Annotated in this window: 21 protein-coding genes and 1 pseudogene; 15 read left to right on the forward strand and 7 right to left on the reverse strand. The window is 64.4% G+C overall.

Translation table 11 applies throughout. The features are described 5' to 3' along the window. Window positions 1-48: 48 nt before the first annotated feature. On the reverse strand, window positions 49-636 hold the full coding sequence (locus NCR37_RS24695) for a MarR family winged helix-turn-helix transcriptional regulator (RefSeq protein ID WP_250475437.1): 588 nt from the start codon (window positions 634-636) through the stop codon (window positions 49-51). Between the two features lie 261 nt (window positions 637-897). On the opposite strand from NCR37_RS24695, the gene NCR37_RS24700 reads away from it, so the two are divergent. The 6 genes from NCR37_RS24700 to NCR37_RS24725 all read left to right on the forward strand — a co-directional run bounded on the left by NCR37_RS24700 (window position 898) and on the right by NCR37_RS24725 (window position 8,549). Then, on the forward strand, window positions 898-2,223 hold the full coding sequence (locus tag NCR37_RS24700) for an MFS transporter (protein WP_250475572.1): 1,326 nt from the start codon (window positions 898-900) through the stop codon (window positions 2,221-2,223). A 184-nt stretch (window positions 2,224-2,407) separates the two neighbouring features. Then, on the forward strand, window positions 2,408-3,382 hold the full coding sequence (locus tag NCR37_RS24705) for a PDR/VanB family oxidoreductase (RefSeq protein WP_250475438.1): 975 nt from the start codon (window positions 2,408-2,410) through the stop codon (window positions 3,380-3,382). A gap of 19 nt (window positions 3,383-3,401) precedes the next feature. Further along, window positions 3,402-4,727 (forward strand): Rieske 2Fe-2S domain-containing protein, encoded by a 1,326-nt coding sequence (locus tag NCR37_RS24710; RefSeq protein WP_250475439.1) that lies wholly within the window; start codon window positions 3,402-3,404, stop codon window positions 4,725-4,727. Further along, window positions 4,727-5,896 carry a Gfo/Idh/MocA family protein gene (locus NCR37_RS24715; RefSeq protein WP_250475440.1) on the forward strand — a complete coding sequence of 390 codons (1,170 nt, stop codon included), beginning with the start codon at window positions 4,727-4,729 and terminating at the stop codon, window positions 5,894-5,896. The genes NCR37_RS24710 and NCR37_RS24715 overlap by 1 nt, the downstream gene beginning before the upstream one ends. Window positions 5,897-5,933: 37 nt before the next feature. Beyond that, window positions 5,934-6,926 (forward strand): ABC transporter substrate-binding protein, encoded by a 993-nt coding sequence (locus tag NCR37_RS24720; RefSeq protein WP_250475441.1) that lies wholly within the window; start codon window positions 5,934-5,936, stop codon window positions 6,924-6,926. A 231-nt stretch (window positions 6,927-7,157) separates the two neighbouring features. After that, window positions 7,158-8,549 carry an MFS transporter gene (locus tag NCR37_RS24725; RefSeq protein ID WP_250475442.1) on the forward strand — a complete coding sequence of 464 codons (1,392 nt, stop codon included), beginning with the start codon at window positions 7,158-7,160 and terminating at the stop codon, window positions 8,547-8,549. A 19-nt stretch (window positions 8,550-8,568) separates the two neighbouring features. On the opposite strand, the gene NCR37_RS24730 is transcribed toward NCR37_RS24725, so the two are convergent. The 5 genes and pseudogenes from NCR37_RS24730 to NCR37_RS24750 all read right to left on the reverse strand — a co-directional run bounded on the left by NCR37_RS24730 (window position 8,569) and on the right by NCR37_RS24750 (window position 14,441). Beyond that, window positions 8,569-9,384 carry an amidohydrolase family protein gene (locus NCR37_RS24730; protein ID WP_250475443.1) on the reverse strand — a complete coding sequence of 272 codons (816 nt, stop codon included), beginning with the start codon at window positions 9,382-9,384 and terminating at the stop codon, window positions 8,569-8,571. Continuing rightward, window positions 9,381-10,403, reverse strand: a complete 1,023-nt coding sequence (locus NCR37_RS24735; RefSeq protein WP_250475444.1) for a hydroxyacid dehydrogenase — start codon at window positions 10,401-10,403, stop codon at window positions 9,381-9,383. Before NCR37_RS24735 ends, NCR37_RS24730 begins: the two co-directional genes overlap by 4 nt. Continuing rightward, on the reverse strand, window positions 10,400-11,479 hold the full coding sequence (locus tag NCR37_RS24740; protein WP_250475445.1) for a LacI family DNA-binding transcriptional regulator: 1,080 nt from the start codon (window positions 11,477-11,479) through the stop codon (window positions 10,400-10,402). Before NCR37_RS24740 ends, NCR37_RS24735 begins: the two co-directional genes overlap by 4 nt. Before the next feature lie 18 nt (window positions 11,480-11,497). Then, window positions 11,498-13,393 (reverse strand): TRAP transporter large permease, encoded by a 1,896-nt coding sequence (locus tag NCR37_RS24745; RefSeq protein ID WP_250475446.1) that lies wholly within the window; start codon window positions 13,391-13,393, stop codon window positions 11,498-11,500. 16 nt (window positions 13,394-13,409) lie between these two features. Further along, a pseudogene (locus NCR37_RS24750) lies at window positions 13,410-14,441 on the reverse strand (TRAP transporter substrate-binding protein). Between the two features lie 336 nt (window positions 14,442-14,777). On the opposite strand from NCR37_RS24750, the gene NCR37_RS24755 reads away from it, so the two are divergent. From NCR37_RS24755 to NCR37_RS24795, 9 genes are read left to right on the forward strand one after another with little or no spacing between them, the layout of a single operon-like run. Beyond that, window positions 14,778-15,512, forward strand: coding sequence for a GntR family transcriptional regulator (locus tag NCR37_RS24755; protein ID WP_502800588.1), 735 nt, complete (start codon window positions 14,778-14,780; stop codon window positions 15,510-15,512). A gap of 47 nt (window positions 15,513-15,559) precedes the next feature. After that, entirely contained in the window at window positions 15,560-16,366 is an 807-nt protein-coding gene (locus tag NCR37_RS24760; protein WP_250475447.1) for an SDR family oxidoreductase, read from the forward strand. 15 nt (window positions 16,367-16,381) lie between these two features. Continuing rightward, window positions 16,382-17,314 carry a 3,5-dioxohexanoate:acetyl-CoA acetone transferase gene (gene kce / locus NCR37_RS24765; RefSeq protein WP_175942647.1) on the forward strand — a complete coding sequence of 311 codons (933 nt, stop codon included), beginning with the start codon at window positions 16,382-16,384 and terminating at the stop codon, window positions 17,312-17,314. Window positions 17,315-17,327: 13 nt separating this feature from the next. Continuing rightward, window positions 17,328-18,107, forward strand: a complete 780-nt coding sequence (locus NCR37_RS24770) for an N-acyl homoserine lactonase family protein (protein ID WP_250475448.1) — start codon at window positions 17,328-17,330, stop codon at window positions 18,105-18,107. 39 nt (window positions 18,108-18,146) lie between these two features. Next, a complete protein-coding gene (locus tag NCR37_RS24775) occupies window positions 18,147-19,274 on the forward strand; it encodes a sugar ABC transporter substrate-binding protein (RefSeq protein WP_250475449.1) in 1,128 nt (375 codons plus the stop codon). A gap of 11 nt (window positions 19,275-19,285) precedes the next feature. Continuing rightward, on the forward strand, window positions 19,286-20,809 hold the full coding sequence (locus tag NCR37_RS24780; protein ID WP_250475450.1) for a sugar ABC transporter ATP-binding protein: 1,524 nt from the start codon (window positions 19,286-19,288) through the stop codon (window positions 20,807-20,809). Window positions 20,810-20,820: 11 nt separating this feature from the next. Then, window positions 20,821-22,920 (forward strand): ABC transporter permease subunit, encoded by a 2,100-nt coding sequence (locus tag NCR37_RS24785; RefSeq protein WP_250475451.1) that lies wholly within the window; start codon window positions 20,821-20,823, stop codon window positions 22,918-22,920. Window positions 22,921-22,939: 19 nt separating this feature from the next. Beyond that, window positions 22,940-23,884: a 3-hydroxyacyl-CoA dehydrogenase gene (locus NCR37_RS24790; protein WP_250475452.1), complete on the forward strand. Its 945-nt coding sequence runs from the start codon at window positions 22,940-22,942 to the stop codon at window positions 23,882-23,884. A 27-nt stretch (window positions 23,885-23,911) separates the two neighbouring features. Continuing rightward, window positions 23,912-24,814, forward strand: a complete 903-nt coding sequence (locus NCR37_RS24795; protein ID WP_250475453.1) for an SMP-30/gluconolactonase/LRE family protein — start codon at window positions 23,912-23,914, stop codon at window positions 24,812-24,814. A gap of 185 nt (window positions 24,815-24,999) precedes the next feature. On the opposite strand, the gene NCR37_RS24800 is transcribed toward NCR37_RS24795, so the two are convergent. Then, entirely contained in the window at window positions 25,000-25,893 is an 894-nt protein-coding gene (locus tag NCR37_RS24800; protein WP_250475454.1) for an NAD-dependent epimerase/dehydratase family protein, read from the reverse strand. Between the last annotated feature and the right edge of the window lie 124 nt (window positions 25,894-26,017).

Below are 26,017 nucleotides of genomic sequence, written 5' to 3' on the forward strand. Positions count from 1 at the left end.
CCTGGTGACGACTCGTTTCTTTGCGCGCCATTGCCGTCGAATCAGCCCTCAGGCATCCTCCAGACTCTCGCCACGTTCGGCGATCAGCTTGCCGATCTCGCGGGTCGACAACACTCGCCGCCGCGGATCCGTCGATTCCGACTCGTCTTCCGCCAGGTTTTCGATGATGGTTAGCAGCACCTTGCGCGCGACCTTGATATCGCGCTCGCTCAGTCCGGTCACGCTGATTTCGTTGACTTCCTCGGCGAGCGGCACGAGCTTGTCCTTCAGAGCGCGACCCTCGGCAGTGAGATAGACGTGCGTGTTCTTCTTGTTCTCGGGGCGCTGCTGGCGCTCGACGAGTCCGAGCTTTTCCATCGCCGTCACGGCGGCGAACGTGGTGGGGGCCATGACGCCTGCCTGCTCGCTGAGCTCGCGCTGCGTGAGGCCGTCGCTTTCCCACAGGATGCGCAGGAACGTCCAGTGTCCGAACGACACCGAGTGCGCCGCGAGCCGCATCTGCAAGGCGCGGACCATCGAGCGTGTCGCGTCCTTCACGAGGTGCGCGAGACGGTCGTTCGGCACCGATTCGTGCCAGTGGCGCAGCATTTCGGCGGTCTCGCGCGGCGCGCCTTCCACAGTTTTCTTTCGTGTCATGACGAAGTTCTTCATCCGTGAGCGGGTTTCTTCTACATGATAGCCGGTGGGTCTCGTGCGTGACTGTCTCACCCGTGCGCAGGACATGTCGGTGCAAACCCGAGCTTGTTCAGCGCGGACGCTCTCCTTACCATAATCGTTAGATATCGAATAAAACGAAGATGCAGGGCAGGCGCGCCCAAGCCCGCGCGTGCCGGCGCATCGTCCTCATGAGCAGGGCAAAGGAGACGTTTGGTGGCCAAATCCACAGTCACGCAATTCATGCCGGAATCGGACGCCACAACCGCGCGGGTCGAGGCCACGTATCAGAAGGTCACCTGGCGGTTGATGTCGTTCATTTTCGTGTGCTGGGTGCTCAATTATCTGGACCGCGTGAACGTGAGCTTCGCGCAATTGCATCTGAAGCAGGACCTAGGCTTGTCCGATGCCGCGTATGGCCTCGGCGTGAGCCTCTTTTTCATCGGCTATATCCTGCTCGAAGTGCCGAGCACCCTTTGGCTCAAGAAGATCGGCGCGCGCCTGACGATCTCGCGCATCATGGTGCTGTGGGGCGGCATTTCCACCGCGATGGCCTTCATGACCACGCCGGCGCAGTTCTACGTCGCGCGGATTCTGCTCGGCGCGGCCGAGGCGGGTTTCTGGCCCGGCATCATCCTGTATCTGACCTACTGGTATCCGGGAGCGCGGCGCGCCCGCATCACGTCGCGCTTTCTGCTGGCGATCGCGGCGGCGGGCATCATCGGCGGACCGTTGTCGGGCTGGATCCTGCATAACTTCGTGGATGTGCTTGGCTACAAGAACTGGCAGTGGCTCTTCTTCCTCGAAGGCCTGCCCGCGCTCGTGATGGGCGTCGTCGCCTTCTTCTATCTCGTAGACCGGCCGCAGGATGCGCGCTGGCTCGACGACGAGCAGAAGCAGATCATTCTCGATGCGCTCGCCGCCGACCGCGCCGAGAAGAAGCCCGCGAAACACTCGCGGCATCAACTGCTGGCGGCGCTGAAAGACCCGCGCGTGTACATCCTCGCGGCGGGGTGGGGCACGGTGCCCTTGTGCGGCACGATCCTCAATTATTGGACGCCGACCATCATTCGTCAGGCGGGCGTCTCGAACGTCCTGAATGTGGGCCTGCTGTCGGCGCTGCCCTACATCATCGGCGCGCTGGGCATGTTCGCGGTGGCGCGCAGTTCGGACGTGACGCTCGAGCGGCGCTGGCACTTCTTTCTGTGTACGGCAATCGGCGCGCTCGGCGGCTTTCTGCTGCCGCTCGTGTCGGGCAACACCACGGCGGCCATTGTCTGTCTGGGCATGATCTCGATTTCCTACTTCGGCGCGGCGGCCATCATCTGGTCCATTCCGCCTGCCTATCTGTCCGATGACGCCGCCGCCGCGGGCATCGGCGCGATCAGTTGTCTCGGGCAGGTCGGCGCGTTCTGCGGCCCCATCGCGCTCGGCTGGATCAAGACGGTGACGGGCAGTCTCGCCATCGGGCTCGCGTCGATCGCGGCGATCGTCATGATCGGCGGGCTCGCCGTGCTGATCGGCGTGCCCGCCAACACGCTGCGGGAACACGCGGAAAAGCATTCGTGAGCACCGGATCTCGCAGCACGGGCGGCGTCTTCATCATGAAGGCGCCGTTTTTCTTTTGCGGCACCCGACGCCGTTTGAGGGAAAACCCGCTTGTGTCGTAATGATTAGATATCTAACATAATGAACATGGAGATCGGCGCCGATGGACAGCGCCGGTGGGCCCGGAACAAGCGGGGGAAGGGATATGAAGGACTCGGCCAGCAACGAGCTGTCGTTCAGGACGGTCGTGGTGACGAAGAAGGATCAGGTAGCGGAAGGCGTTTTCCGCTTCGAACTGCGCGATGAAGCCGCGCGGGCGCTGCCCGCTTTCACGGCGGGCGCGCATCTCACGGTGCGCGTGCCGAGCGGCGCGAACCGCAATTATTCGCTCTGCAACGATCCGGCCGAGACGGACCGCTACGTGATCGCCGTCAAGCGCGATGCGGCTGGCCGTGGCGGTTCGGTCAGCATGGCCGACGAGGTTGCGGAAGGCGACCGGATCGACGTTTCGGAGCCGCACAACGAGTTCGGATTGAGCGAGCGCGCGCGCAGCTTCGTGTTCGTCGCAGGCGGCATCGGCATTACGCCGATTTTGTCGATGATGCGGCATTTGAAGGCAACGTCCGGTCCGCGTTTCAAGCTCTATTACGTGTCGCGCAGCCCGCAGACGACGGCTTTTCTCGATGAACTTTCAAGCGCCGAGTGGAAACCGCATGTGGTGATTCACCACGATCACGGCGAGCTCGCCAACGCTTTCGATTTCTGGCCGGTCTTCGAAAAGCCCGGCAGCGGCGCGCATATCTACTGTTGCGGTCCGCGCGCGCTAATGGACAGCGTGCGTGACATGACCGGTCACTGGCCCACCGGCACCGTGCACTTCGAGAGCTTCGGCGTGGACCAGTCGCGCGCGGCGGAGAACACGCCGTTCAACATCAGGCTGGAACGGACGGGCCGCTCTTTTCAGATCCCGAAGGACCGCTCGATTCTTGAGATTCTGCGCGACAACGGCATTCGGGCGCCGAGTTCCTGCGAGAGCGGCACGTGCGGGTCGTGCCGCACGACGCTGTGCGCCGGGGAGGCGGACCACCGCGACATGGTGCTCGGCGACGACGAGAAGCGCGATCACATCATGATCTGCGTGTCGCGTGCGAAGAGCCAAGAACTTGTACTCGATCTTTGAGAATTCCGGAGAAGCGTAAATGCTCACGCACGAAGAAAACGAATTGCTGTGCCGCGTAGAAGGCGATGCGCCGATGGGGCAACTGATGCGCCGTCACTGGACGCCCGTGTGCCTCATCGAGGAAGTCAGCGAGCCGGACGGCGCACCGGTCAAGGCTCGCGTATTCGGCGAAGACCTCGTGGTGTTCCGCGATACCGACGGCAATGTCGGCGTAATGGACGAGTACTGTCCGCATCGGCGGGTCTCGCTCGTCTACGGGCGCAACGAGGATTGCGGCCTGCGTTGCCTCTATCACGGCTGGAAAATGGACGTGAAGGGCAACGTAATCGAGATGGTGTCCGAGCCTTCATGCAGCGACATGACGAAGAAGGTCAAGCATAAGGCGTACGAAACGAAGGAATGGGGCGGCTTCGTTTGGGCCTACATGGGGCCGCAGGACGCGATTCCCGAGTTCGTGCCGCCCGCCTGGGCGCCCACCGAAGATACGCGCGTGAGCATCGCGAAGGCGATTCTGCCGTGCAACTGGGCACAGATTCTGGAAGGCGCCATCGACTCCGCGCACAGCTCCAGCCTGCATTCGTCGGACTTCGTGCCGGCGCGCGTCGGCGGCGCCGAAGCGACCTCGAAGAACTGGCTGCGTCCGTCGACCGACAAGGCGCCGCGCTTGCAGGTGCATCGCACCGAATACGGCTTTCGGTACGCCGCGTTGCGACGTCCGATTCAGAACGCTGCCACGCACGACTACGTGCGCTCGACGGTGTTCGTCGCGCCGGCCACCGCGCTGATTCCGCCGAACAATCTGTACAACGTCGCGAATATCAACGTGCCGTGCGACGACACCAGCACCGCGTTTTATTTCATGGCGTGGGGCCACCCGGACAAAACGCCCGAAACCGAGACATGGCGCAAGTTCCTCGGCCAACAGGTCGGCATCGATCTCGATGCGTACTACCGGCCGCTGCGCAATCACGAAAACCGCTTCTGGCAGGATCGCGAAGCGATGAAGGCGGGCAACTTCACCGGCATCAAGGGCTTCCCGAATCAGGACATCGCGATGTGGCTGACCATGCGCCCGATCGCGGACCGCACCGAAGAGCGCCTCGGCGCAAGCGATGTCGCCGTGGTCGAATTCCGCCGCCGCATGCTCGATGCGTTGAAGGCGTTTCAGGCGGGTGAAGCGGCCATCGGCACAGGCGACAAGGCGATTCCGCGCAGCGTGTGCTCGTTCCAGGCGATGGTGCCGAAAGACACCGACTGGAAGCAGTACCCCGCGCGACCCGTGTGGGTCGAGACGGCTGCGAAAGCCTCGCCTGAACTCGAATCGAACTATCAGGTTCAGGTCTGATGGAGAAGATTCGCCTCGGCATAGCGGGACTCGGCCGCGCCTTTTCGCTGATGCTGCCGACCTTTCTCGCGGACGCGCGCGTGCAGCTGGTTGCCGCCTGCGATCCGCGCGAAACGGCGCGTGCGCAGTTCGAGGCCGATTTCGGCGCGCCGACCTTCGACGACATCGACGCGCTCGCCCGCCGGCCCGACATCGACGCCATCTATGTCGCGAGCCCGCACCAGTTTCATGCGGCGCATACGCGGATCGCGGCGGCGCACGGCAAGCACGTGCTCGTCGAAAAGCCGATGGCGCTGTCGCTCGCCGAATGCGACGACATGATCGCTGCATGCCGCACGGCGGGCGTGCACCTGATCGTCGGACATTGCCACAGCTTCGATACGCCGTATCTGCGCACGCGTGAGCTGATTGCATCGGGCGCGGTCGGCGCGGTGCGCATGATCCACGCGCTCAATTACACCGATTACCTGTACCGGCCGCGTCGTCCGGAGGAATTGAAGACCGAAGAGGGCGGCGGCGCGGTATTCAGTCAGGCGGCGCATCAGGTCGATATCGTCCGGATGCTTGCGGGCAGCCGCGCGACGCGTATCCGCGCGGCCGTCGGCAACTGGGATGCGGCGCGTCCCACCGAAGGCGCATACAGCGCGACACTATGGTTCGAAAGCGGCGCTTTCGCCACGCTTTCCTATAACGGCTATGCGCATTTCGATTCCGACGAGTGGACCGGATGGATCGGCGAGATGGGACAGCAGCGCAATGCCGATGAATACGGCGTCGCGCGCCGCAAGCTCTCGCAGGTGACGTCACCCGATGAGGAAGCGCGTCTGAAGGCAGCGGGGACCTACGGCGGAAAAGCCTATACGCCCGTCTCCAGAGCGCCCGATGCGCGCCGGCATCAGCACTTCGGCCCGATCATCGTATCCTGCGAACGTGGCGATGTGCGGCCGTTGCCGCATGAAATCGTGGTGTACGGGAACGAACGGCGCGAGCGCATCGAACTCGATGCGCCGCGCGTGCCACGAGCGGAAGTCATCGACGAATTGATCGGCGCCGCGCACGGCGGCATCGCGCCGCTGCACGATGGCGAGTGGGCGCGCGGGACGCTCGAAATATGTCTCGCGATGCTTCGGTCGAGCGCCGAATCGCGCGATGTGCTGATTAGCGGCTGATGAGCGGCGAAACAACCAATACCTGGAAATGTTGATTATGGCGAAGCTGAACCTCTCTATTGCAGTGGGTAACTACGATCGCATGCGGCCGCTGGTCGACGGCGAAGTGCAGATCGACGGCGTCGAACCCGTCTTCATGCTGCAAGACCCGGAGGAGATTTTCTTCCGCGCCTTCCGCCATGCCGACTACGACATCTGCGAACTGTCGCTCTCCAGCTACAGCGTAAAGACCGCAGCGGGCACGAGTCCGTATATCGGCGTGCCGATATTTCCGTCGCGCGCGTTCCGTCACACGTCGATCTACGTGCGCAACGACTGCGGCATCGAGACGCCGGCCGACCTCAAGGGCAAGCGCATCGGCGTGCCCGAGTATCAATTGACGGCGAACGTGTGGGCGCGCTTGTTCCTTGAAGAAGATCACGGACTGAAGCCGTCGGACGTTACCTGGGTTCGCGGCGGGTATGAGGAGGCAGGCCGTCTGGAGAAGATCAGTCTCAAGCTGCCCGACGACGTGCGCCTCGAAAACGCGCCCGAGAACCAGACGATCTCCGGCATGCTCGCGTCCGGCGAAATCGATGCGCTCATCGGGCCTCGCGCGCCGTCGTGCTTCACGAATGGTCATCCGAACGTGAAGTATCTCTTCGACGATCCCCAGAAAGCCGCCGCCGACTGGTACTCGCGCACGAAGCTCTTTCCGATCATGCATCTGCTGGGCGTGCGGCGCACGCTGGCCGAGCAGCACCCGTGGCTGCCCGGCGCGGTGGCGAAAGCCTTCGAGAAGAGCAAGGCGATCGCGCTCACCAGGTTGAGCGATACGTCGGCGACCAAGGTGACGCTGCCTTTCGTCGAGGAGCAATTGCGCAATGCGCGCCGGCTGATGGGACACGACTTCTGGCCGTACGGCTTCGAGCCGAACCGGCATGTGCTGTCGCGGTTTCTGAAGCGCCATCACGAAGAAGGGTTGTCGAGCCGCCTGCTGGAGCCGGAAGAACTGTTTCATCCCGCTACGCTCGAAACGTTCAAGATCTGAGGCTTCTCGTTGCTTTCCGCCTCGCTCGGTGCGCCGTGAGGCTGTGCGCATGAGCGAGGCAGCACCATTCGCAAAACGGACAGCGAGCATCGCCACGATGACCCGGCTGAGCGCGGCGCAAGGCGTCCGAGCGTCCGGCATGCGCGACAGCATCGGGTGCGATGACCGGTAACGCATCCCGGAAGATTGCAGCAGTGCTGACTAAAATGAGCCCAAGCGGCCACGGGAGACATGATGCATGCACCGCATTCAGACGACGACACGCGCAGCGTCGTCCTGCAGGACCTCATCAACCAGCGCGGATTGTCGCGCTTCCAGATCGTCACGTTCCTGCTCTGCTTTCTGATTCTCGTGCTCGACGGCTACGATACCGTCGTGGTCGGCTATATCGCGCCGGCGCTGAAGGAGCATTTCGGCGCCGCGCCCGCGCAGCTCGCACCGATGTTCGGTGCAGGGCTCTTCGGGCTGACGCTCGGATCGTTCGTCTTCGGCCCTGTCGCGGACCGCTTCGGACGCAAACCGACGCTCATTGCATCGATTGCGGTGTTCGCGCTCTTCAGCCTGGTCTCGGCGTGGGCGAACTCGATCGGCATGCTGATCGCGTTGCGCTTCCTGACCGGGCTCGGCTTGGGCGGCGCCATGCCGAACGCGTACACGCTGGCGGCGGAATATTGCCCCGACCGCCTGCGCTCGACACTCGTCGCGCCCATCGGATGCGGGATCGCGGTCGGCGGCGCGCTCGGAGGCCTCGTCGCGTCGCGCATGATCGCGGCATTCGGCTGGCAATCCATGCTCGTCCTGGGCGGCGTTCTGCCGCTTCTCGTCATCGCCGTGCTGGCGCGCTGGCTGCCCGAATCGGCGCGCTACCTCGTCGCACGGGGCGGCAGGCAAGCGCAGGCGCGCGAGATTTTGCGAAGCATCGCGCCCGAAGTCGCTTTCGATAAGGTGGCGATCACGCTCGGCGAGAACCGCGTGCAGGGCCAGCCTATCCGCGAGTTGCTGCGCCCGGGCGTGGGCGGCGGCACGCTATGGCTCTGGACGACGGCGTTCATGGCGCTCTTCGTCATCTACTTCCTCGGGAACTGGCTGCCGACGCTCATTCAGCAGAGCGGAGTCTCGTTTCATCACGCGTCGCTGATGACGGCGCTCTACCTCACCGGCAATAGCCTCGGCGCGATCCTGCTGGGCCTGCTGATGGACCGCATGAATCCGCAGTATGTGCTATGCGGCGCCTTTCTCTGCGCCGCGATCAGCCTCGCATCGTTCGGTCATCTGTCCGGCATGCCGGCTCTGGCATTGCTGGCGCTTTTCGTCACCGGCGTGGGCACGGGCGGCACGATGACGGGCACGAACATTCTCTCGGCAGGCTACTACGGCACGGCGGCACGCGCGACCGGCGTGGCCTGGACGCTCGGCATGGGCCGCATAGGCTCGATCGTCGGGGCGATGATCGGCGGCGCGATGCTGGCCGCGCACTGGGGACCGAAGGTCATCTTCGGCGCCGTCGCTGCGCCGCTCGTTATCGCGGCCATGAGCATTCTTGCACTGGCGCGTTATCGCTCGCGTCGCGCCGATGCCGGCATGGCGGAAGAGGGCTTGGCGGTCGAATCAACCGGAACGTGAGCCGGGCGGGGCGGTTCCGTCAGAACTGATACAACTCAGCCGGATTATCGACAAGCACCTTGCGCCGCGTTTCGTCCTCCGCGACGAGATTCATCGCCCAGTCGAGCATGTGGACGTCCTGAGGCACAGGCCGCACATTGGGATGCGGCCAGTTCGATGCCCACAGTGCCCGCTCCGGATACCGCGACGACAGTTCGCTTACGAGCCACGCCACATCGTCGAATGAGGGCGGACCGGCGCGCGAACTTTCGTACGGCGCGGACAGCTTGATCCAGCAGCGCCCGCCATCCAGCAGACGGGACAGCGACGCGAAGCCTTCGCTCTTCGGCGTGACAGGCGCGAGGAACTTGCCGAGATGATCGATCACGAGCCGCGACGCGAGACGCGACAGCATCGGCTCATAGCGCGGCAACGCATGCCCGTCGAGTTGCAGATCGATGTGCCAGCCGAGTGGCGCGATGCGCGCGGACATCTCCGTCAGCGCGTCCCACGGCAAAACGCCGCCCGCGAGCATCATGAAGCGCACGCCACGAATGCCCGCCTCATGCAGACGCTGCAATTCGTCTTCCCCGACATCCGGCGGCACGACCGCGACGCCGCGCGCGCCGTGGCCCAGTTCGGCTATCGCGGCAAGCGTGCAGCGATTGTCGAAGCCATAGCCGGTTGGCTGCACGACGATCGCGCGGGACAGGCCAAGCGCGCGCTGCACTCGCGCATACTCGGACGCAGGCGCCGGTGGCGGAATGAACGTGGCGCTCGCGGCGAGCGGATAGCCTTCCTCGTACACATGAATGTGGCAATCGCACGCGCCTTCGAAAGGAAGCGGCGACTTCATCGCGCATCCGCCGGAACGTCGATGCCCGCGTGACCCCAGCGCGCCAGCCGGAACGCGTGCGCCGCATTCACCGCGCCGGCCGGCATGCGACCGTTGAACAGTGCCTCGGTCTGTGCGACCGTTTCCATCGACTGATGCTCGATCGCGCCCGGCGTCAAGCCGCCGACGTGAGGCGCCGCGATCACACGCGGATGCGCAGCCAGCCGGGGCGATGGCATCTGGTCCGGCGCGCGCCCGACATCGAGCGCGCATCCCGCGATGCGTCCGCTCTCGAGCGCGGCGAGGAGCGCGGCGTCATCGACCAGTTCACCGCGCGCCGCGTTGATGAAATAGGCATCGGGTTTCATCGCGGCGAAGGCGTGCGCATCCATCAGATTCGCGGTCTGCTCGCTCGCGGGCGCGAGACAGACGACGAAATCGGCCTGCGCGAGCAAGGCGTCCAGCGCGACCGCGCGCACGCGCGCATCGTCGATTCGCGCGTAGGGATCGGACACGATCACGCGCATCCCGAATGCGAGCGCAAGCTCGCACAGATAACGCGATATCTGTCCGTATCCGATCACGCCGAGCGTGCTGCCGCGCAATTCTCGGCCCATCTGCGGCACGGGCGCTTCGTGACGGTGATATGCCGATGCATAGGCAGTCGTCGCGCGCGCGAGATCGAGCATTGCGCCAATCACCCATTCGGATACCGCCGGCACGAAGCCCGCGCTGGCCTGCGTGACGAGCACGCCATGTTCGCTGGCGGCATCGACATCGACGGTGCGAATATCCACTGCGCAGCGCACGAATGCAGCGAGATTCGGCAGCGCCTCGAACAACGCGCGCGGCGCAGGCGTCTGACGATACGCGATGAGGACATCCGCGTCGCGCGCCTTGTCCGCGAGTTCGGCCGTGGTCAGCTCGCGGTCTTCGGGGTTGTAGGCGACATCGGCGATCTTCGCGAGCGCCGCCGCCGCGCGGGCGCCGAAATAATGGTCCAGCATGTGCCGGGGGTGACTCACGAATACCTTGTTCATTTTCTGGTCCTGGATTGCTTCGTTACCGGCCTGGCGCTGCCCGGCGGCGCTACCGACTCCCGTTCGACGAGCGTGATCTCCGTGAACAGCGCCTGTTCCGATGCGGGCATCGGCTCGTCGTGCGCGCGCATGACCCGTTCGACCATCGCGGCGGCCATGGCAGGCACCGGAAGCTGCACGGTGGTGAGCGCGGGGTTCGAGATCGCCGCCAGAAAGTGCCCGTCCATGCCGACGATCGACACGTCCTCGGGCACGCGCAGCCCCGATTCGCGCAGGCCCGCCATCAGACCCAGCGCCATCAGGTCGTTGACTGCGACGATCCCCGTCGGGCGCTCGTCGTCGGCTGCCAGTCGACGCGCAAGCGCGCGGCCGTTCTCGGCGATCATCGAGTCGCCGTATTCGTTGACCGGACCGCTGTCGAGCACCTGCGCGCGCCCGGACAGGCCCGCTTCGCTGGCAGCGGCGAGAAAGCCGTCGATCTTGTCGCGCCGGCTCATCGTCATGCCAGTCAGCGTCGCGAACGCAAGCCGCGTGTGTCCCTGTCCGATGAGATGACGTGTCGCCATCCGCGCGGCACTGAAGTTGTCGGGCGTCACATGATCGACGCGCGTGGCTTCGCCTTCGGTCGCTCGGCGGTCGTAACTCACGACGACCATTCCGCGTGCGGCGGCGGTTTCCAGATGGCGTTCATTGGCAAGCGATGAGATCACGATCACGCGGCGCACTCCCTGCGAGAGCAGGTCCTCGAAGAACGAGGCCTCCTTCGCGGGATCGCGATACGTGTTGCCGATCATCACGCGGTAGCCGTAACGCTCCTGCGCATAGGTCTCGACTTCGCGCGCGATATAGCCGTACATCGGATTGGCGATGGACGGCACCAGCAAGCCGACGATCGGCGTCTGCCCGGTCTTCAACTGACGCGCCAGCGTGCTCGGGCGATACCGCAGCGTGCTGATGGCGGCCTGCACGCGGGCAAGCGTTTCCTGGCGCATCTGATCGATACGGCCGTTGAGCACGTTCGACACGGTGCTCACGGACACGCCGGCTTCGCGGGCCACATCCTGAATGGTGCTCATAGCGTTGACTTCTACCGGCTACAGGCCGAGCCGGGTCGGCAACCAAAGTGAGAAAGACGGCACCAGGACCAGCGCCACCAGTGCGATGCCCAGCACCAGCAGATATTTGACCATGGGACGCGCCACCGCCTTCATGTCCGTGCCGGTGATCGCGCAGGTCGCGAACAGGCCGAGACCGACGGGCGGAGCGAAGAGGCCGAAACCCATCGCAACGACGATCACGGTGCCGAAGTGCAGAGGGTTGATGCCGAGTTGCGTCGCGATCGGCGTCAGCAGCGGCCCGAAGATGATGAGCGCGGGCGCGCCTTCCAGCACCGCGCCGAACACGATCATGATGAGCACCGACAGCAGCAGGAACATCGTCGGGCCATACTGATGCGCGAAGGCGATCATGGAATCGGACACGAGCGCGGGAATCTGCTCGATGGTCAGCGCGAACGAAACGCTCGATGCCGCCGCCACGATGAAGAGAATGCTGCTCGCCATCGATGCCGAGCGCACGAACACGCGCGCGATCGATTTCGGCGTGAGCTCGCGGAATGCGAGCCAACCGACGACGAGGGCATAGACCACGGCGAACGCCGACACTTCCGTCGATGTCGCGATGCCCGAAGTCACGCCCTTGCCGATCATCGCGATCATGACCAGTGCGACGAGCGCGCCGCCGAGCAGCGGCAGCCACGCACGCGGGTGCGTCAGGGCATCGGCGAGATTGATGCGCCGGCCGCAGATCACGGCGACGATCGCGAGCGCCACGGCGAGCACCGCGGCCGGCACCACGCCTGCGAGAAACAGGCCGGCGATAGAAATGTTCGCGACGAAGCCCATGATGATCATGTTGACGCACGGCGGGATCGTCTCCGCCATCACGGCGCTGCATGCGAGCAGCGCGGCGGCTTCGTTCGGGTCTTCGCGGCTCTGGCGCACTGCGGGCATCACCACGCCGCCCACCGCCGCGATATCCGCCAGTTTCGAGCCGGACACGCCCGAGAAGAACGCCGTCGCCATGATCGTGATGAGGCCGAGTCCGCCGCGTACCCGCCCGAACATGCGCAGCAGCAGTTCGATCAGGCGCGACGACATGCCGTTCGTTTCCATCAAGAGGCCGGCGAGCACGAAGAACGGAATGGCGAGCAGTACGAAATGATCGGTGCCGGCCATGACCTGCTGCGAATAGACGAGCATCGGCAGCGACGGTTCCGCGAGGAAATAGAGCAGGGCCGAGAAGGCGAGCACGAAGCCGATCGGCACGCCGAGCACGAGTCCGCCGATGAAGCCGATGGCGAGCAGCGCGCCGGGCCTCATCGCGTGACCGGGAACGAGGACGTTCCACGCACACACTGCCGCCGCAATCGCCGCGCAGCCGACCAGCGTGCCGAGCACGAGTCTGCGCGTGCCGTTGAACGCATGGGCGAGGGCGAACACCGTCATGAACAGGCTGCCCGCGACGAGCGGATACACGTTGATCCACGCGGGCAGGCCGCTCGGCGTCATCTGCCCGTATGAATCGACGAGCAGCAGACACGACGACACGCAAAGATTGGCGGCGACGCCCGCGATCACCCAATGGCCGGCATGCACGAGCGACGGTTGCCAGCGCTTCGGCAGCATGCCGCGAAACAGATCGACCCCGACGTGCTGGCTTCGCCCGAGCACGGTGGCCGCGCCGAAGAAGACCAGCACGATCATCAGCGCGCGGGCGACTTCCTCGGCCCAGTCGAACGGGTCGTGCAGGAAGTAGCGATAGATCACGGACAGAAACACCACGAGCACGTCCGCCGCGAGCACAGCCGCACACAGATATTCGATGCCCTGCATCAGGCGCACGAGACCGCGGGCAAGCGGCGTCTCGCAACCGAAGTCCGGCGCGGCGAGCGTAGCTTCAGGGCCGGGCGTCGCGGAGAATGTGGTCATGGCGTCGTTCCTCCGTTCAGGCCCGGGCCGAGGCGATGGCGGTGAAAAGCGGCGCGGTCGCGGGATATTGCTTCGCGAAGCTCGCGTACAACTGCGTCTGCATTTCCTTGCGCGCGGTGTCGCGATCGGCCGGCGACATCGGGTAGAAGGTCATGCCGCGCTTTTTCAGTTCCTGCTCGGCGCTGGCGGCGGTCTGGATGGCCGCGACGCGTTGCTTCGCGGTGGCGTCCTGCGCGGCCTTCTAGAACGCGGGACGCAGGTTCTCGGGAATCTTTGCGAGTGCGCGCCGGCCCATCACGACGACGAGCGGGCTGAAGACGTGCTGCGTTTGCCAGCATGATTTCACGACCTCGTCGTACTTGCTGGCGAGCACGGTGGCGCAATCGTGCTCGAAGCCGTCGACGACGCCCGTCTGCGCGGCCATGTACAGCTCTCCGATGGGAATGGGCGTCGGCACGGCGCCCATCAGCTTGAAGGTTTCCATGAATGCCGGCGTGGGCAGGACACGCAGCTTCACGCCCTTGATGTCCGCGAGCGATTGCGTCGGCTTCTTCGTAAAGACATTGCGGCCGCCGAACGAATAGCCCCATGTGACGACGGAGCAGCCGGCGCGCTGTTGCAGCATGCTGTCGAACGACTTGCCGGGGCTGCCGTCCATCGCGCGGCCGACATGGTCGAAACTGTCGAATACGTAGCCCAGGTCGAGCATGCCCAGCTCCGGCAGCACGGTCGCCCAGATCGACGAGCCGGTGACCATCATGTCCACGGCGCCTACCTTGACCTGCTGCACGACGTCGCTTTCCTTGCCGAGCTGGTTGTTCGGGAAGTAGTCGATGCGGATCTGGTCGCCCACGCTCGCCTTCAGGTTGGCGGCGAGATTCTGATACCAGACGTAGTGCGCGGCGTTTTCGTTCGCGGGCATCGAGGACGACAAGCGCAGCGCGACGGCCGGCTGCGCGCGCGCGATGGCGGGAAAGCCCGCGCCCGCCGCCGCGAGCGACGCTGCCGAGGCCGTCTGAAGGAACCGTCGCCGGGAAATCGAATGCATGGTGTGTCTCCTGATTGCCGCGTGAGCGCGGACGAGTTTGCGCGCATGGAGCACCCGCTGCGCGACTGTATCGATTTAGTGTATCGATACAGTAGGCGAGGCGTTTTCGACGGTCAACCGGGCGTTTTCCCGTAGGCTCATCCGCTGTGCCGACTGCGTTCGCCCTGAATAACCCGCGATGCGCCGCAACGGACTGCGACAGTGCCCAACACGAGAATGCAAACGCCTCGGCGTTTTCACCTAGTTGACTCGTCCCGAGACTCTGCCCAAACTGCGTTCCATGCGGTGTGATCACACATCACAACGTCAACCGGCATGCCTTTGGGAGGCTCTCTCGTGGCGACTCGCGCATCACCGGACTTACCGGCACTCGAACTGGTCGCACGAGAGACGATGGCGAGCCGCGTCTACACGCAGTTGAGAGAAGCGATCATGACCGGACGCTTTGCGCCCGGGCAGTTGCTGAGCCTGCGCAGCGTCGCGGAAGCGGTCGGTTCCTCCACGATGCCGGTGCGCGCCGCGCTCACCCGCTTGCAGGCGGAAGGCGCGCTGATCGACGGACCCGGCCGCGCGCTCATGGTCCCGCCGATGACACTCGAACTCCTCGAAGAACTCCGCGACGTGCGCATCGCGCTCGAAGGCGCGGTGGCGAAACGGGCGGCTTCGCGGATGAGCCGCTCGCATCTCGCTTCGTTACAGGAGATCTTCGACGAGATGGATGCTCACGTGGAAGCGGGCGACGTGGCCGCCTACCTGCGCAGCAACTTCAGATTTCATAGCGCGATCTACGCGCATGGCGCAAGCGAGATCACCCAGGCGACGATCCAGAACCTCTGGATGCGCATCGGGCCGTTTCTCAACCTCGTCGCGCCTGACATTCCCCACATGCGCCGTTCGATGGACGCGCACCGTCATATCGTCGAGGCGCTGTGGCGCGGCGACGGCGAAGGCGCGCGCGCGGGTATCGAGGAGGACATCGGCGACGCCGCCGCCGATTTGCAGGAACGCCTGCAAAGCGCCACGAGCGACGAAGAAAGCGACGACGGCGGCGGCAATCTGGCGCAGGCCTGAATCGAACGAAGATTCGTACAACGAATGAAAACAACCGGACACGGACAATGACGGTTCTGCAGATGCTGAAACCGCACGCGGGCTTGCGCGTGCTCATCACGGGAGGCGCATCGGGCATCGGGCTCGTGATCGCGCGGGCGTTCGTCGATGCAGGCGCGCGCGTTCACGTATGCGATGCGAGCCAGCAAGCCATCGACGAACTCGCCCACGCCGAAGCGGGCGCGGAATTGAATCCGATCACGGCGACGCTCGCGGATGTATCGGATCGCGACGCGGTGGAGCGCGTGTTCGCGGACGTGCAAAGCCAGCTCGGCGGGCTCGACGTGCTCGTCAACAACGCCGGCATTGCCGGACCGACGGGCGGCATCGACGAGATCGACGTCAAGGCGTGGGAAGACACCGTCGATGTCAATCTGAACGCGCAGTTTTACTTCGCGCGCCGTGCGGTGCCGCTGCTGCGCGAAGCGAGGGAAGGCGGGACGATTATCGCGCTGTCTTCGGTGGCGGGGCGTCTCGGCTACGCATTCCGCACGCCTTACGCCGCGACGAAATGGGCCGTGGTCGGCATGATCAAGAGCCTCGCGATCGAACTGGGTCCCGACAACATACGCGTCAATGCGATACAGCCGGGCATCGTGAAGGGCCCGCGCATCGAACGCGTGATCGACGCGCGCGCGAAGCAGCTCAATCTCTCTTACGAAGAGATGGAGAAGCAATATCTCGCCAAGATTTCGCTGCGCCGCATGACGACGCCGGAAGAAGTCGCGGCCACCGCGCTCTTCCTGTGCTCGCCTGCGGGCAGCGGCATCTCGGGACAGGCTATCTCGGTCTGCGGCAACGTCGAAGTTCTCTAATCGCACGAGGATCATATGGCAACGAAACGCAAGGTCATCATCACCTGCGCGCCGACAGGCGCCATTCATACGCCGTCGATGTCGCCGTATCTGCCGGTCACGCCGCAGGAAATCGGCGATGCCGCGCTCGCCGCCGCCAAGGAAGGCGCCGCGATCATTCACCTTCACGCTCGCGATCCGAACGATGGCCGTCCGACGCAGGACCCCGCCGTGTTCCAGGAATTCCTGCCGCGCATCAAGGCGGAAACGGATGCCGTGATCAACCTGACGACCGGCGGCAGCCCGCACATGACGGTGGCCGAGCGCCTGAAGCCCGCTCATCACTTTCAGCCGGAGGTGGCGTCGCTGAACATGGGCTCGATGAATTTCGGGCTTTATCCGATGCTCGATCGCTTCAAGGAGCTCAAGCACGACTGGGAACGCAAGCATCTCGAGAACAGCCGCGATCTCGTGTTCAAGAACACGTTCGCGGATATCGAATACATCCTGACTTCTTGCGGCGCGAACGGCACGCGCTTCGAGTTCGAGTGCTACGACATCTCGCACTTGTACAACCTCGCGCATTTCGTGGATCGCGGGTTGGCCAAGCCGCCGTTCTTCGTGCAGAGCGTGTTCGGGCTTCTGGGCGGCATCGGCGCGCATCCTGAAGACCTCGCGCACATGAAGCGAACCGCCGATCGCCTCTTCGGCAGCGATTACGTCTGGTCGATTCTCGGCGCGGGCCGCAACCAGATCGCGCTCGGGTCCATCGGCGTCGCGCAAGGGTCCAACGTGCGCGTCGGACTGGAAGACTCGCTGTGGATCGAGCCCGGCAAGCTCGCCGATTCGAGCGCGGCGCAGGTGCGCAAGATCAAACAGGTGATCGAAGGGCTGTCGCTCGACATCGCGACGCCCGCTGAAGCGCGCCAGATGCTTCAACTGAAGGGCGCGGACAACACTAACTTCTGACCGGGAGCGCATCGTGAGCGCGAAGCTGAAAGTCGTCGCGATGCCGACGGGATGGCTCACCGTCGATCGGTCATCGCAAGTCTATGGCCGCTACTTCGGCCAGCAGATCAAGGTGCCGGTGTGGTCCACGGCCATCGTCGGGGCGAGCAAGAAGATCGTGGTGGATACCGGCATCCACGATCCGGGCTGGGTTTCCAGCTTCGTCTGCCCGTGCGATCAGGCGCCGGAAGAAAGGCTGGAACGCGCGCTGAAGGAGTACGTCGGCTGGAGCGCGGACGAGGTCGATATCGTCATTAACACGCATTTGCACTACGACCACTCGGGCGGCAATACGCTCTTCAAGAACGCGCGATTCATCGTGCAGGCGCAGGAATGGGAGTACGCGGGTCGCCCGCTGCCGACGCAGGCCACCTATTACCAGGAGTTTCTGATCGGCCGCGAGCCGCTCGCGTACTTCCGCTGGCAGTTCGTGCACGGCGTCGCCGATATCGTGCCGGGCGTGCGCGTCGTGCCGACGCCGGGTCATACGCCGGGCCATCAGTCCGTCGCCGTGGACACGGAAGAAGGCGTCGTGCTGATCGCGGGAGATTGCGCGAACTGCATGGAAAACATCGTCGATCTGGTGCCGGTCGGCATCGTGCACGAGACGCTCGCCGAAATGGGCTCGCTCGCGCGCATACGCCAGATCGCCGACTTCGTGATTCCCGGACACGATCCCAACGTCGTGCCGGGAACCGCGGGCATCGCATTGCCGGCGAGCGCGCGCTTGCCGCATGTAGTGAAAGAGGCGTAAGTCCGAAAGCAGTCAAGAAGACAACCAGCGGAGGAAGACATGAAAGCATGGACGAATACGATCCGTCATGCGGGCCGGGCAGCGCTCGGACTCGCGATGGCGACGGCGCTCGCGATGTCGGGAAGCGCGCACGCAGCGGGCAAATACAAGATTTTCCTGTCGATGAGCTATGTCGGCAACGACTGGCAGACGGAAGCCGCGAACATGGTCAAGGCCATGGCGAACACGCCGGCGCTCAAGGACAAGGTCGATCTCGAAGTGCAGGTCGCGGGCACCGATGCGCAGAAGCAGATTCAGCAGATCAACTCGATGGTGCAGGCGGGCGCGAAGGCCATCATCATTTATCCGATCTCGCCGACTGCGCTGAATCGCGCGATCAAGAATGCCTGCTCGAAAGGCGTGGTCGTCGCGGCGTATGACGCCGAAGTGACCGAGCCGTGCGCGCACAACGTGAACATCGACCAGCATCAGGCCGGCACCGTGACCGCAGAATGGCTCGCGAAGACGATCAACGGCAAGGGCAACATCGTGATGATCAACGGCGTGCCGGGCACCTCGGTGGACCGCGCGCGCACCGAAGCCGCGAAGGCCGTGTTCGCCAAGTATCCGGGCATCAAGATCGTCGCGGAAGGCACCGGCATGTGGAGCCAGGCGACGGCGAAGACCGAACTGTCGAAGATTCTCGCCACCAACAGCTGGGACAAGATCGACGGCTTGTGGATGCAGGTCGGCTGCTTCACGGCGGCGTCGATGCAACTGGACGCGGGCATCGCGGACGACAAGATCAAGCCTTGCGCGGGCGAATCGTCGAACGGCCATCGCGTGCAGATGCTGCCGCCGGGCGAGGTCAAGGGGCAAGGCGCGTATCGCTCGATCGGCTACCGGTCGATCTCGTACGGCGCGCCGCCGTACTCCGGCGCGATGGCGCTCAAGATGGCTGTTGCGAAGCTCGACGGCAAGGACTTCCCGCAGCACATCACGCTGAAGCTGCCGCTCGTGGAGAGCGGGCAATCGAAGCTGTGCAAGACGGGCGGCATCGACGAGCTGAAGGCGGGCTGCACGGCGTTCAGCCCGGACAAGGTGCCGCCGGGCTGGTTCGCGGACATCTATTCCGAGGACACGAAGGAAGTCGGCTTCAACGCGGCGCTCACGGGCAACCAGGACTAAAGGCGCTTACCATGAACGACGCATCTCTGGCGATCGATCTATCGAACGTGACGAAGCGTTTCGGCGTGACGGTCGCGCTCGACGGTGCGTCGTTCCGCGTGAAGCGCGGCGCGGTGCACGCGCTGCTCGGCGAGAACGGCGCCGGCAAATCCACCACGGTCAAGCTGTTGTCCGGCTTGATGCAGCCGGACGAAGGCAACATCCGCGTGATGGGCGCGGAGGTCGCCATGCGCGGACCGAAGGACGCGCATCGGGCGGGCGTGCAGACCGCGTTTCAGGAAATGACGCTGGTGCGCGATCTCACGGTCGCGCAGAACCTGCTGATGTCGTATGAGCCGACGGGTTTCTTCGGGCGCATCAAGAAGCGCGAAGCGCAGCGGCAGGCGTCGGAGTGGCTGGAAAAGCTGGAACTCTCCGACGTGCGTCCCGGCGCGTATATCCGCGACCTGTCCTTGCCCGTGCGACAGAAGATCGAGATCGCGAAGGCGATCGTGCGCGGACCGCAAGTGCTGCTGCTCGACGAGCCCACGTCCGCGCTTTCCGGGCGGGACGTGGCGTGGTTGTCGCGCCGCATCGATGAACTGAAGGCGAAGGGCGTGACCTTCGTGTTCATCTCGCACCGCATGCAGGAAGTGCGCGAGTTCTGCGACAGCCTCACCGTGTATCGGAACGGTCGCGATGTCGGCGAGTTCGATGCCGCCGATATTACGGACGACGAAGTAATCAAGCTCGTTATCGGCAGATCGCTCGAAGCGAAGTATCCGCCGAAGATCGAGCCGCCCGCGCTGCGCGAAGCGGCGCCGAAGCCGCCTGCGATGGAGGCGCGCGGCGTGCGCGTGGACGGCGTGGTGACCGACTTCGATCTCGTGCTCAAGCCTGGCGAGGTGCACGGCATTGCCGCGTTGCAGGGAATGGGGCAGCGCGAGCTGTTCGAAGCGCTGTTCGGCGCGACGTATGTCGACGACGGGCAAATCCTCATCGACGGCAAGCCGGTCACGCTCACATCGACCGCCGATTCGCTCAAGGCGGGCGTTTCGACGAGCTTTCTGCCGGAGGATCGCAAGACCGAAGGCCTGTTCCTCCGCCTGGCCGGCGGCGACAACGTGTCCCTGCCGGTGATCGGGCGTTATTCGCGATTCGGACTGATTGACCGCAAGCGGGAGCAGGCCGCCATCCGCACGTCGCTCGCGCAGATGGAAGTCAACCCGCGCGCGCTCTACAAGCCCTGTCTGTCGTTTTCCGGCGGCAACCAGCAGAAGATCGCGATGGCGAAATGGCTGCTCACGCAAAGCCGCGTGTGGCTCATGTTCGATCCGACGCGCGGCATCGACGTCGGCACCAAGCATCAGATTTTCGTGCTGATGCGCGCTTTCGCGGCGGCGGGCGGTTCCGTGCTGTTCTATTCCACCGATGTCCCCGAGCTCGTCAACGTCTGCGACCGCGTGTCGGTGATGTATCGCGGCCGCAATGTCGGCGAGCTTTCCGGCGACGCGCTCACGGAAGAAAACGTGATGCGCAAGATGCTTTCGACTTGAGAGGTGCTTCCATGAAGGTAGCCATTGCGTCGCCCGACAGCGAGACCGTCAAGCCGGGCACGGGAACGGGATGGGGCGCGCGTCTGGATCATCATCGCGGGCTGATCATCGCGATCGGCGCGTTGCTCGCCATGCTGGCCGCGTGGGTCGCGCTGTCCGCGACGCCGGTCGGCATGTACGACCTCGGCTCGGTCATTTCCAGCGCGACGACGCTCGCGCTCGCGGCCATCGGACAGACCATCGTCGTGCTGACCGGCGGCTTCGATCTGTCGGCCTCCGCGGTCGTCTCACTCGCGAATGTGCTTGCAGTGCGATTCGTCCAAGGCACGCCGCTCGAACAATGGATGGGCGCGGCGCTCATCATCGCGATCGGCGGCGGCATCGGGCTCGTCAACGGCGCGCTCATCGCCTGGTTCCGCCTGCAATCCATCGTCGTCACGCTCGCGACGATGTTCATGGTGCAGGGCATGACGCTCCTCATCCAGAACAAGCCGGGTGGCAGTGTCGGCGATCAGTTCGGCGCATTCCTCACGTCGGATCTGATTCCCGAGAAGTTGCCGATGTCCGCGGGCGTCCTGATCGTCGCGTTGTTGATCTGGGCGTTCGTGAAGCGCACGCGCTTCGGCGTCGGCCTGTACGCGCTCGGCAGCGATCCCGACGGCGCGTTCGCCAACGGCATGCCGGTGACGCGCTATCGCATGGCGACGTATGCGCTCGCCGGCATGTTCTACGCGGCCGCGGGGCTCTACGTGTCCGCGCAGACCGGTTCCGCCGATCCGCTCGTGGGCCGTCCGCTGCTGCTGTCGATGTTCACTGCCGTCGTGCTCGGCGGCACCTTGCTCGGCGGCGGGCGCGGCGGCTGTGTGGGCACCGTGTTCGCCGCGATGACGCTGATGATTACCGTGAACATTCTACTGGTGCTGAACGTGTCGGCGTTCTTCACGACGATCGCCGAGGCGGTCATCCTCATTCTCGCGGTGCTCGGTGCGTCGATCGGCAAGGAATCTGCGGCGCATGAGTCCATGCGTCACGCGGCGCAGTGGCTGAAGGCGGTGCGCACCGGAACGCGCGTCAGGAGCGACGCGCAGGCGCGGCGCGTGACGTTCCAGGTGAACGACTTCCGCCCGATCGAGAACACGGAACTAAAGGGGCGCGCAATCGGCGACTGGATCGAGCGCAATCGCGAATGGGCGAAGTATGTGCTGCCCGCCTATCTGCTTTTCATCGGCGTCGTCGCGGTGACGGGTGTCGTGTACGGGCCGGGCGTGCTCTTCAGCGCGAATTTCTATAGCAGCCTGCTCACGCTCACGCTGTTTCTGGCGATCCTCGGGCTCGGCCAGGGCGCGGTCATCCTGACCGGCGGCCTCGATCTGTCGATGCCGTGGCTCATCACGCTCTCCGGTGTGCTGCTGACCGGTCTCACGCACGGCGTCAATGGCGCGGCTGCGTGGGCCGTGCCGGTCGTGCTGGGCGTGGGCCTTCTCGTGGGTCTTTTCAACGGCATCGGTGTCGTCATGCTGGGGCTGCCGCCTATCGTCGTCACGCTTGCGGCCAACGGACTGCTGCAAGGCCTGACGCTCATCTACTGCAACGGCTCGCCGCAAGGTTGGGCCCCGTCGGCGGTCAGCGACTTCACCAATGGCCGGCTCGGGCCGCTGTCGCTCGCGGCGTGGAGCGTGCCGCTGTTTCTCGCGTTCGCGCTATTGCTTTTGCATCGCACGCCGTTCGGGCGTCGCATCTATGCAGTCGGCAACTCGCAGATCGCGGCGAAGCTCTCCGGCGTGCGCGTGGGCGCGGTCCTGATCGCCGTGTACTGCGTCTCTGCCGTGTGCGCGGCGCTCGTCGGGCTGCTGCTCGCCGGCTTCAGTTCGCAGGCATTTCTCGGCATGGGCGACCCGTATCTGTTGCCGTCCATCGCGGTCGTCGTGGTGGGAGGCGCGCTCATTACCGGTGGACGCGGCCACTATCTCGGCGTGTTCGGCGGCGCGCTGCTGCTGACGGCGCTCGGGACGCTGCTCGCCGGCACGACGGTTCCGCCGGCGGTACGCGACATCATCAACGGACTGGTTGTATTGGCTGCCGTCATCACGCTGCGCGACAAACGCGCCTAATATAAGGAAAACGAAACATATGAGCACCAGAGAGATAGCAGTGATCGGTTCGGGGCGGATCGGCCGCGCATGGGCCATCGTGTTCGCCCGCAGCGGCTTTACCGTGAAAATCCACGATGCCTCGCGAGAGATGCTTTCGGGCGCGATCCCCGCGATTCGCGAGAGCGTCGAGGATCTCGCTTCCTTCGGCCTGATCGACGAGAGCGTGGACCGTATCGTCGGGCGCATCGAGGCGTGCGATACGCTTGCCGAAGCGGTGGCCAATGCGGATCTGGTGCAGGAGAACATCGCCGAGATCGTCGATGTGAAGCGCGCTATGTTCGCCGAACTCGACCGTCTGACGAAGCCCGAAGCGCTGCTTGCCAGTTCCACATCGGGGCTGCCTGCGTCGACGTTCACGGAGGGTCTGGAGGGCCGCGCGCGGTGCCTCGTCGCGCATCCTGTCAATCCGCCGTCGCTCGTGCCGCTCGTCGAACTTTGCGGCACGCCGTGGACGTCGCAAGAGACGCTGCAACGCGCGCGCGCCCTCTACGAGGAAGCGGGGCAGAGCCCCGTCACGGTCAACCGCGAAATCTCGGGCTTCCTGCTGAACCGCATTCAGGGGGCGGTACTGGACGAGGCGTTGAGCCTCTACGAGCAAGGCTACGCGAGCGCCGCCGATCTCGACACCGTCATGCGCGACGGGCTCGCCATGCGCTGGTCGTTCATGGGCCCGTTCGAAACCATCGACCTGAACGCGCCCGGCGGCGTGGCGGACTATGCGTCGCGCTATGGCGGCACGTATCGCAGCATCGCCGACACGCGCGTGCCGTTTTCGTGGTCCGAAGAAGCCATCGCCAGTCTGCACGCGCAGCGCCGCGAACAGCTTCCGGCCGATCAGATCGAGGCGCGCAGCCGGTGGCGCGATCGCCGTCTGATGGCGCTGCTCGCGCACCGGCGCGCCGAGAAGAACAAGAACGACTGACAGAACGAACCCATCAAGGAGACGACGATGCCCGAAGTACGCTTGCTGGTCGATGCCAATAATCACCTGGGCGAGGGACCGCTCTGGGATGTGCAGCAAGATCGGCTCTACTGGATCGACAGCACGGCAGCCGAAATCTACAGTTGCCGCGCGGATGGAAGCGAGGTCACGCGTTACTTCGTGCCGCATCATATCGGCTCGATGGCGTTGCGCGAAAAGGGCGGCGCCGTGGTGGCGCTCGCCAACGGTCTGCATTTCTACGACTTCGAGTCGCAGACCGTCGAGTTCATCGCCGATCCCGAATCCGACGATCCCGAGACGCGCTTCAACGACGGCAAGGTGGATCGGCGCGGCCGCTTCGTCGCGGGCACGATGGCCTATGACTTCGACCGCTATTTCGCGGATCGCGGCCAGCGTTCGACGCGCAGCGGCGCGTTGTACCGGCTCGATGCCGACGGGCGGGTGACGCGGCTCGACAGCGGAATCACCTGTTCGAACGGTCCGTGCTGGAGTCCCGATAATCGCACGTTCTATTTCACGGATACCTACAGCAAGGAAATGTACGCCTACGACTACGATATCGAAACGGGCGGCATTTCGAACAAGCGGCTTTTCGCATCGGCGCGGAACATGGCGGGAACCTTCGATGGCGCGACTGTCGACGAGGAGGGATATATCTGGTCGGCGCTGGTGTTCGGAGGACGCATCCTGCGCTTCTCGCCGGATGGAAAGCTCGATCGCGTGGTGCCGTTTCCGGTGCGCAATCTGACGAGCGTGATGTTCGGCGGTCCGAACCTCGACACGCTCTACGTATCGACCATGGGCCGGCCCATGTGGGGCATTCCGCAGAAAGAGCAGGACAAAGGCGGATTGTTCGCTGTGACCGGACTCGGCGTGCGAGGTCTTCCCGAGCCGCGTTTCGCTGGATGAATGGCATATGCGCCGGAACGGCCGAGTCAGGCGAGGAAATGCGTTCCGGCCTATTCAATGAGCATCCGGACTGAATCGACAAGGGCTGCATCGCGCTGAACGAATGCCAGCGCTATCCGAAACAAGCAACCCCGAGGCTGCGGAGCGCAAGGCAATCACCCGCGCTCCGCTCCTCCGCGCGCGCTTTACTTCGCCACCTGCTCGCGCCACTTGTAGGCCTGTTGCCAGCCGAGCAAGCGCTTGAGCTTCTCGTTGCTGAGCAGGGTTTCGGATTCCGCCAACTGCTTCTTCACCGGCACGTTTGGATAGAAGCGCTTCAGCAATTCAGCGGTGGGCAGATCGGACGAGACGTCGTCGGCGGCGACGTTCATCACCTGGAACCCCAGACCGTCCTTCTCGATGGCGAGGCGCGCTGCCGTCGCGAGGTCGCGTCCGTCGATGTAACTCCACGCGATGCGCTTTCTCAACGCGGGGTTTTCGAGCCACGCCGGGAATTTCTGGTAATCGGCGGGATCGAGCACGTTGCCGATGCGAAAGCAGTAGATATCCGCGCCCGTGCGGGCGTGAAACGCTTTCGCCGTGACTTCGTTGATGACCTTCGAGGTGGCATAGCTGTCCATCGGATCCACGGGATACTCTTCGTCCAGCGGGAAATACACCGGGTCGCGATGCCGGTGCGCGAACACCACGCCGTATGTCGTCTCGCTCGATGCGACGATCACCTTCTTGATGCCGAGTTTCGACGCCGCATCGAGCACGTTGTAGGTGCCCATGACGTTGATGCGAAAGACTTCATTGTCGGTCGTGACCAGAATGCGCGGAATTGCCGCGAAATGCACGATGGCGTCGATCGGCTTCGGCTCGATGTCATCGTCGAACTCCTTCGGCGTCGTCGTGGATGCGAGCGCGTTGAAGACCTGCCCCGCGTCGGTGATGTCGGTGATGAGCGTGCGAGCGGTGCCCCTCGCCATGGGCACGCGGTCCACGTTCAGCACTTCGTAACCGTGCGCGACCAGATCTTCCACCACCCACTTGCCGGCCAGGCCGCTACCGCCGGTCACAATCACTCGCTTCGTCATGCTGCGCTCCTTTGAAATCGATAAGTGTGTCCGCGCATCGTAGCCCTTCTTAGCGTTCCATTTCTGTGACGCGCGTCATAGCGGCGCGCGAGTTGTTCTACGGGTCATCCCCGATGCCCGACTA

Origin of the sequence: Caballeronia sp. GAFFF1 (genome assembly GCF_023630705.1) — a bacterium.
Lineage (GTDB): Bacteria > Pseudomonadota > Gammaproteobacteria > Burkholderiales > Burkholderiaceae > Caballeronia.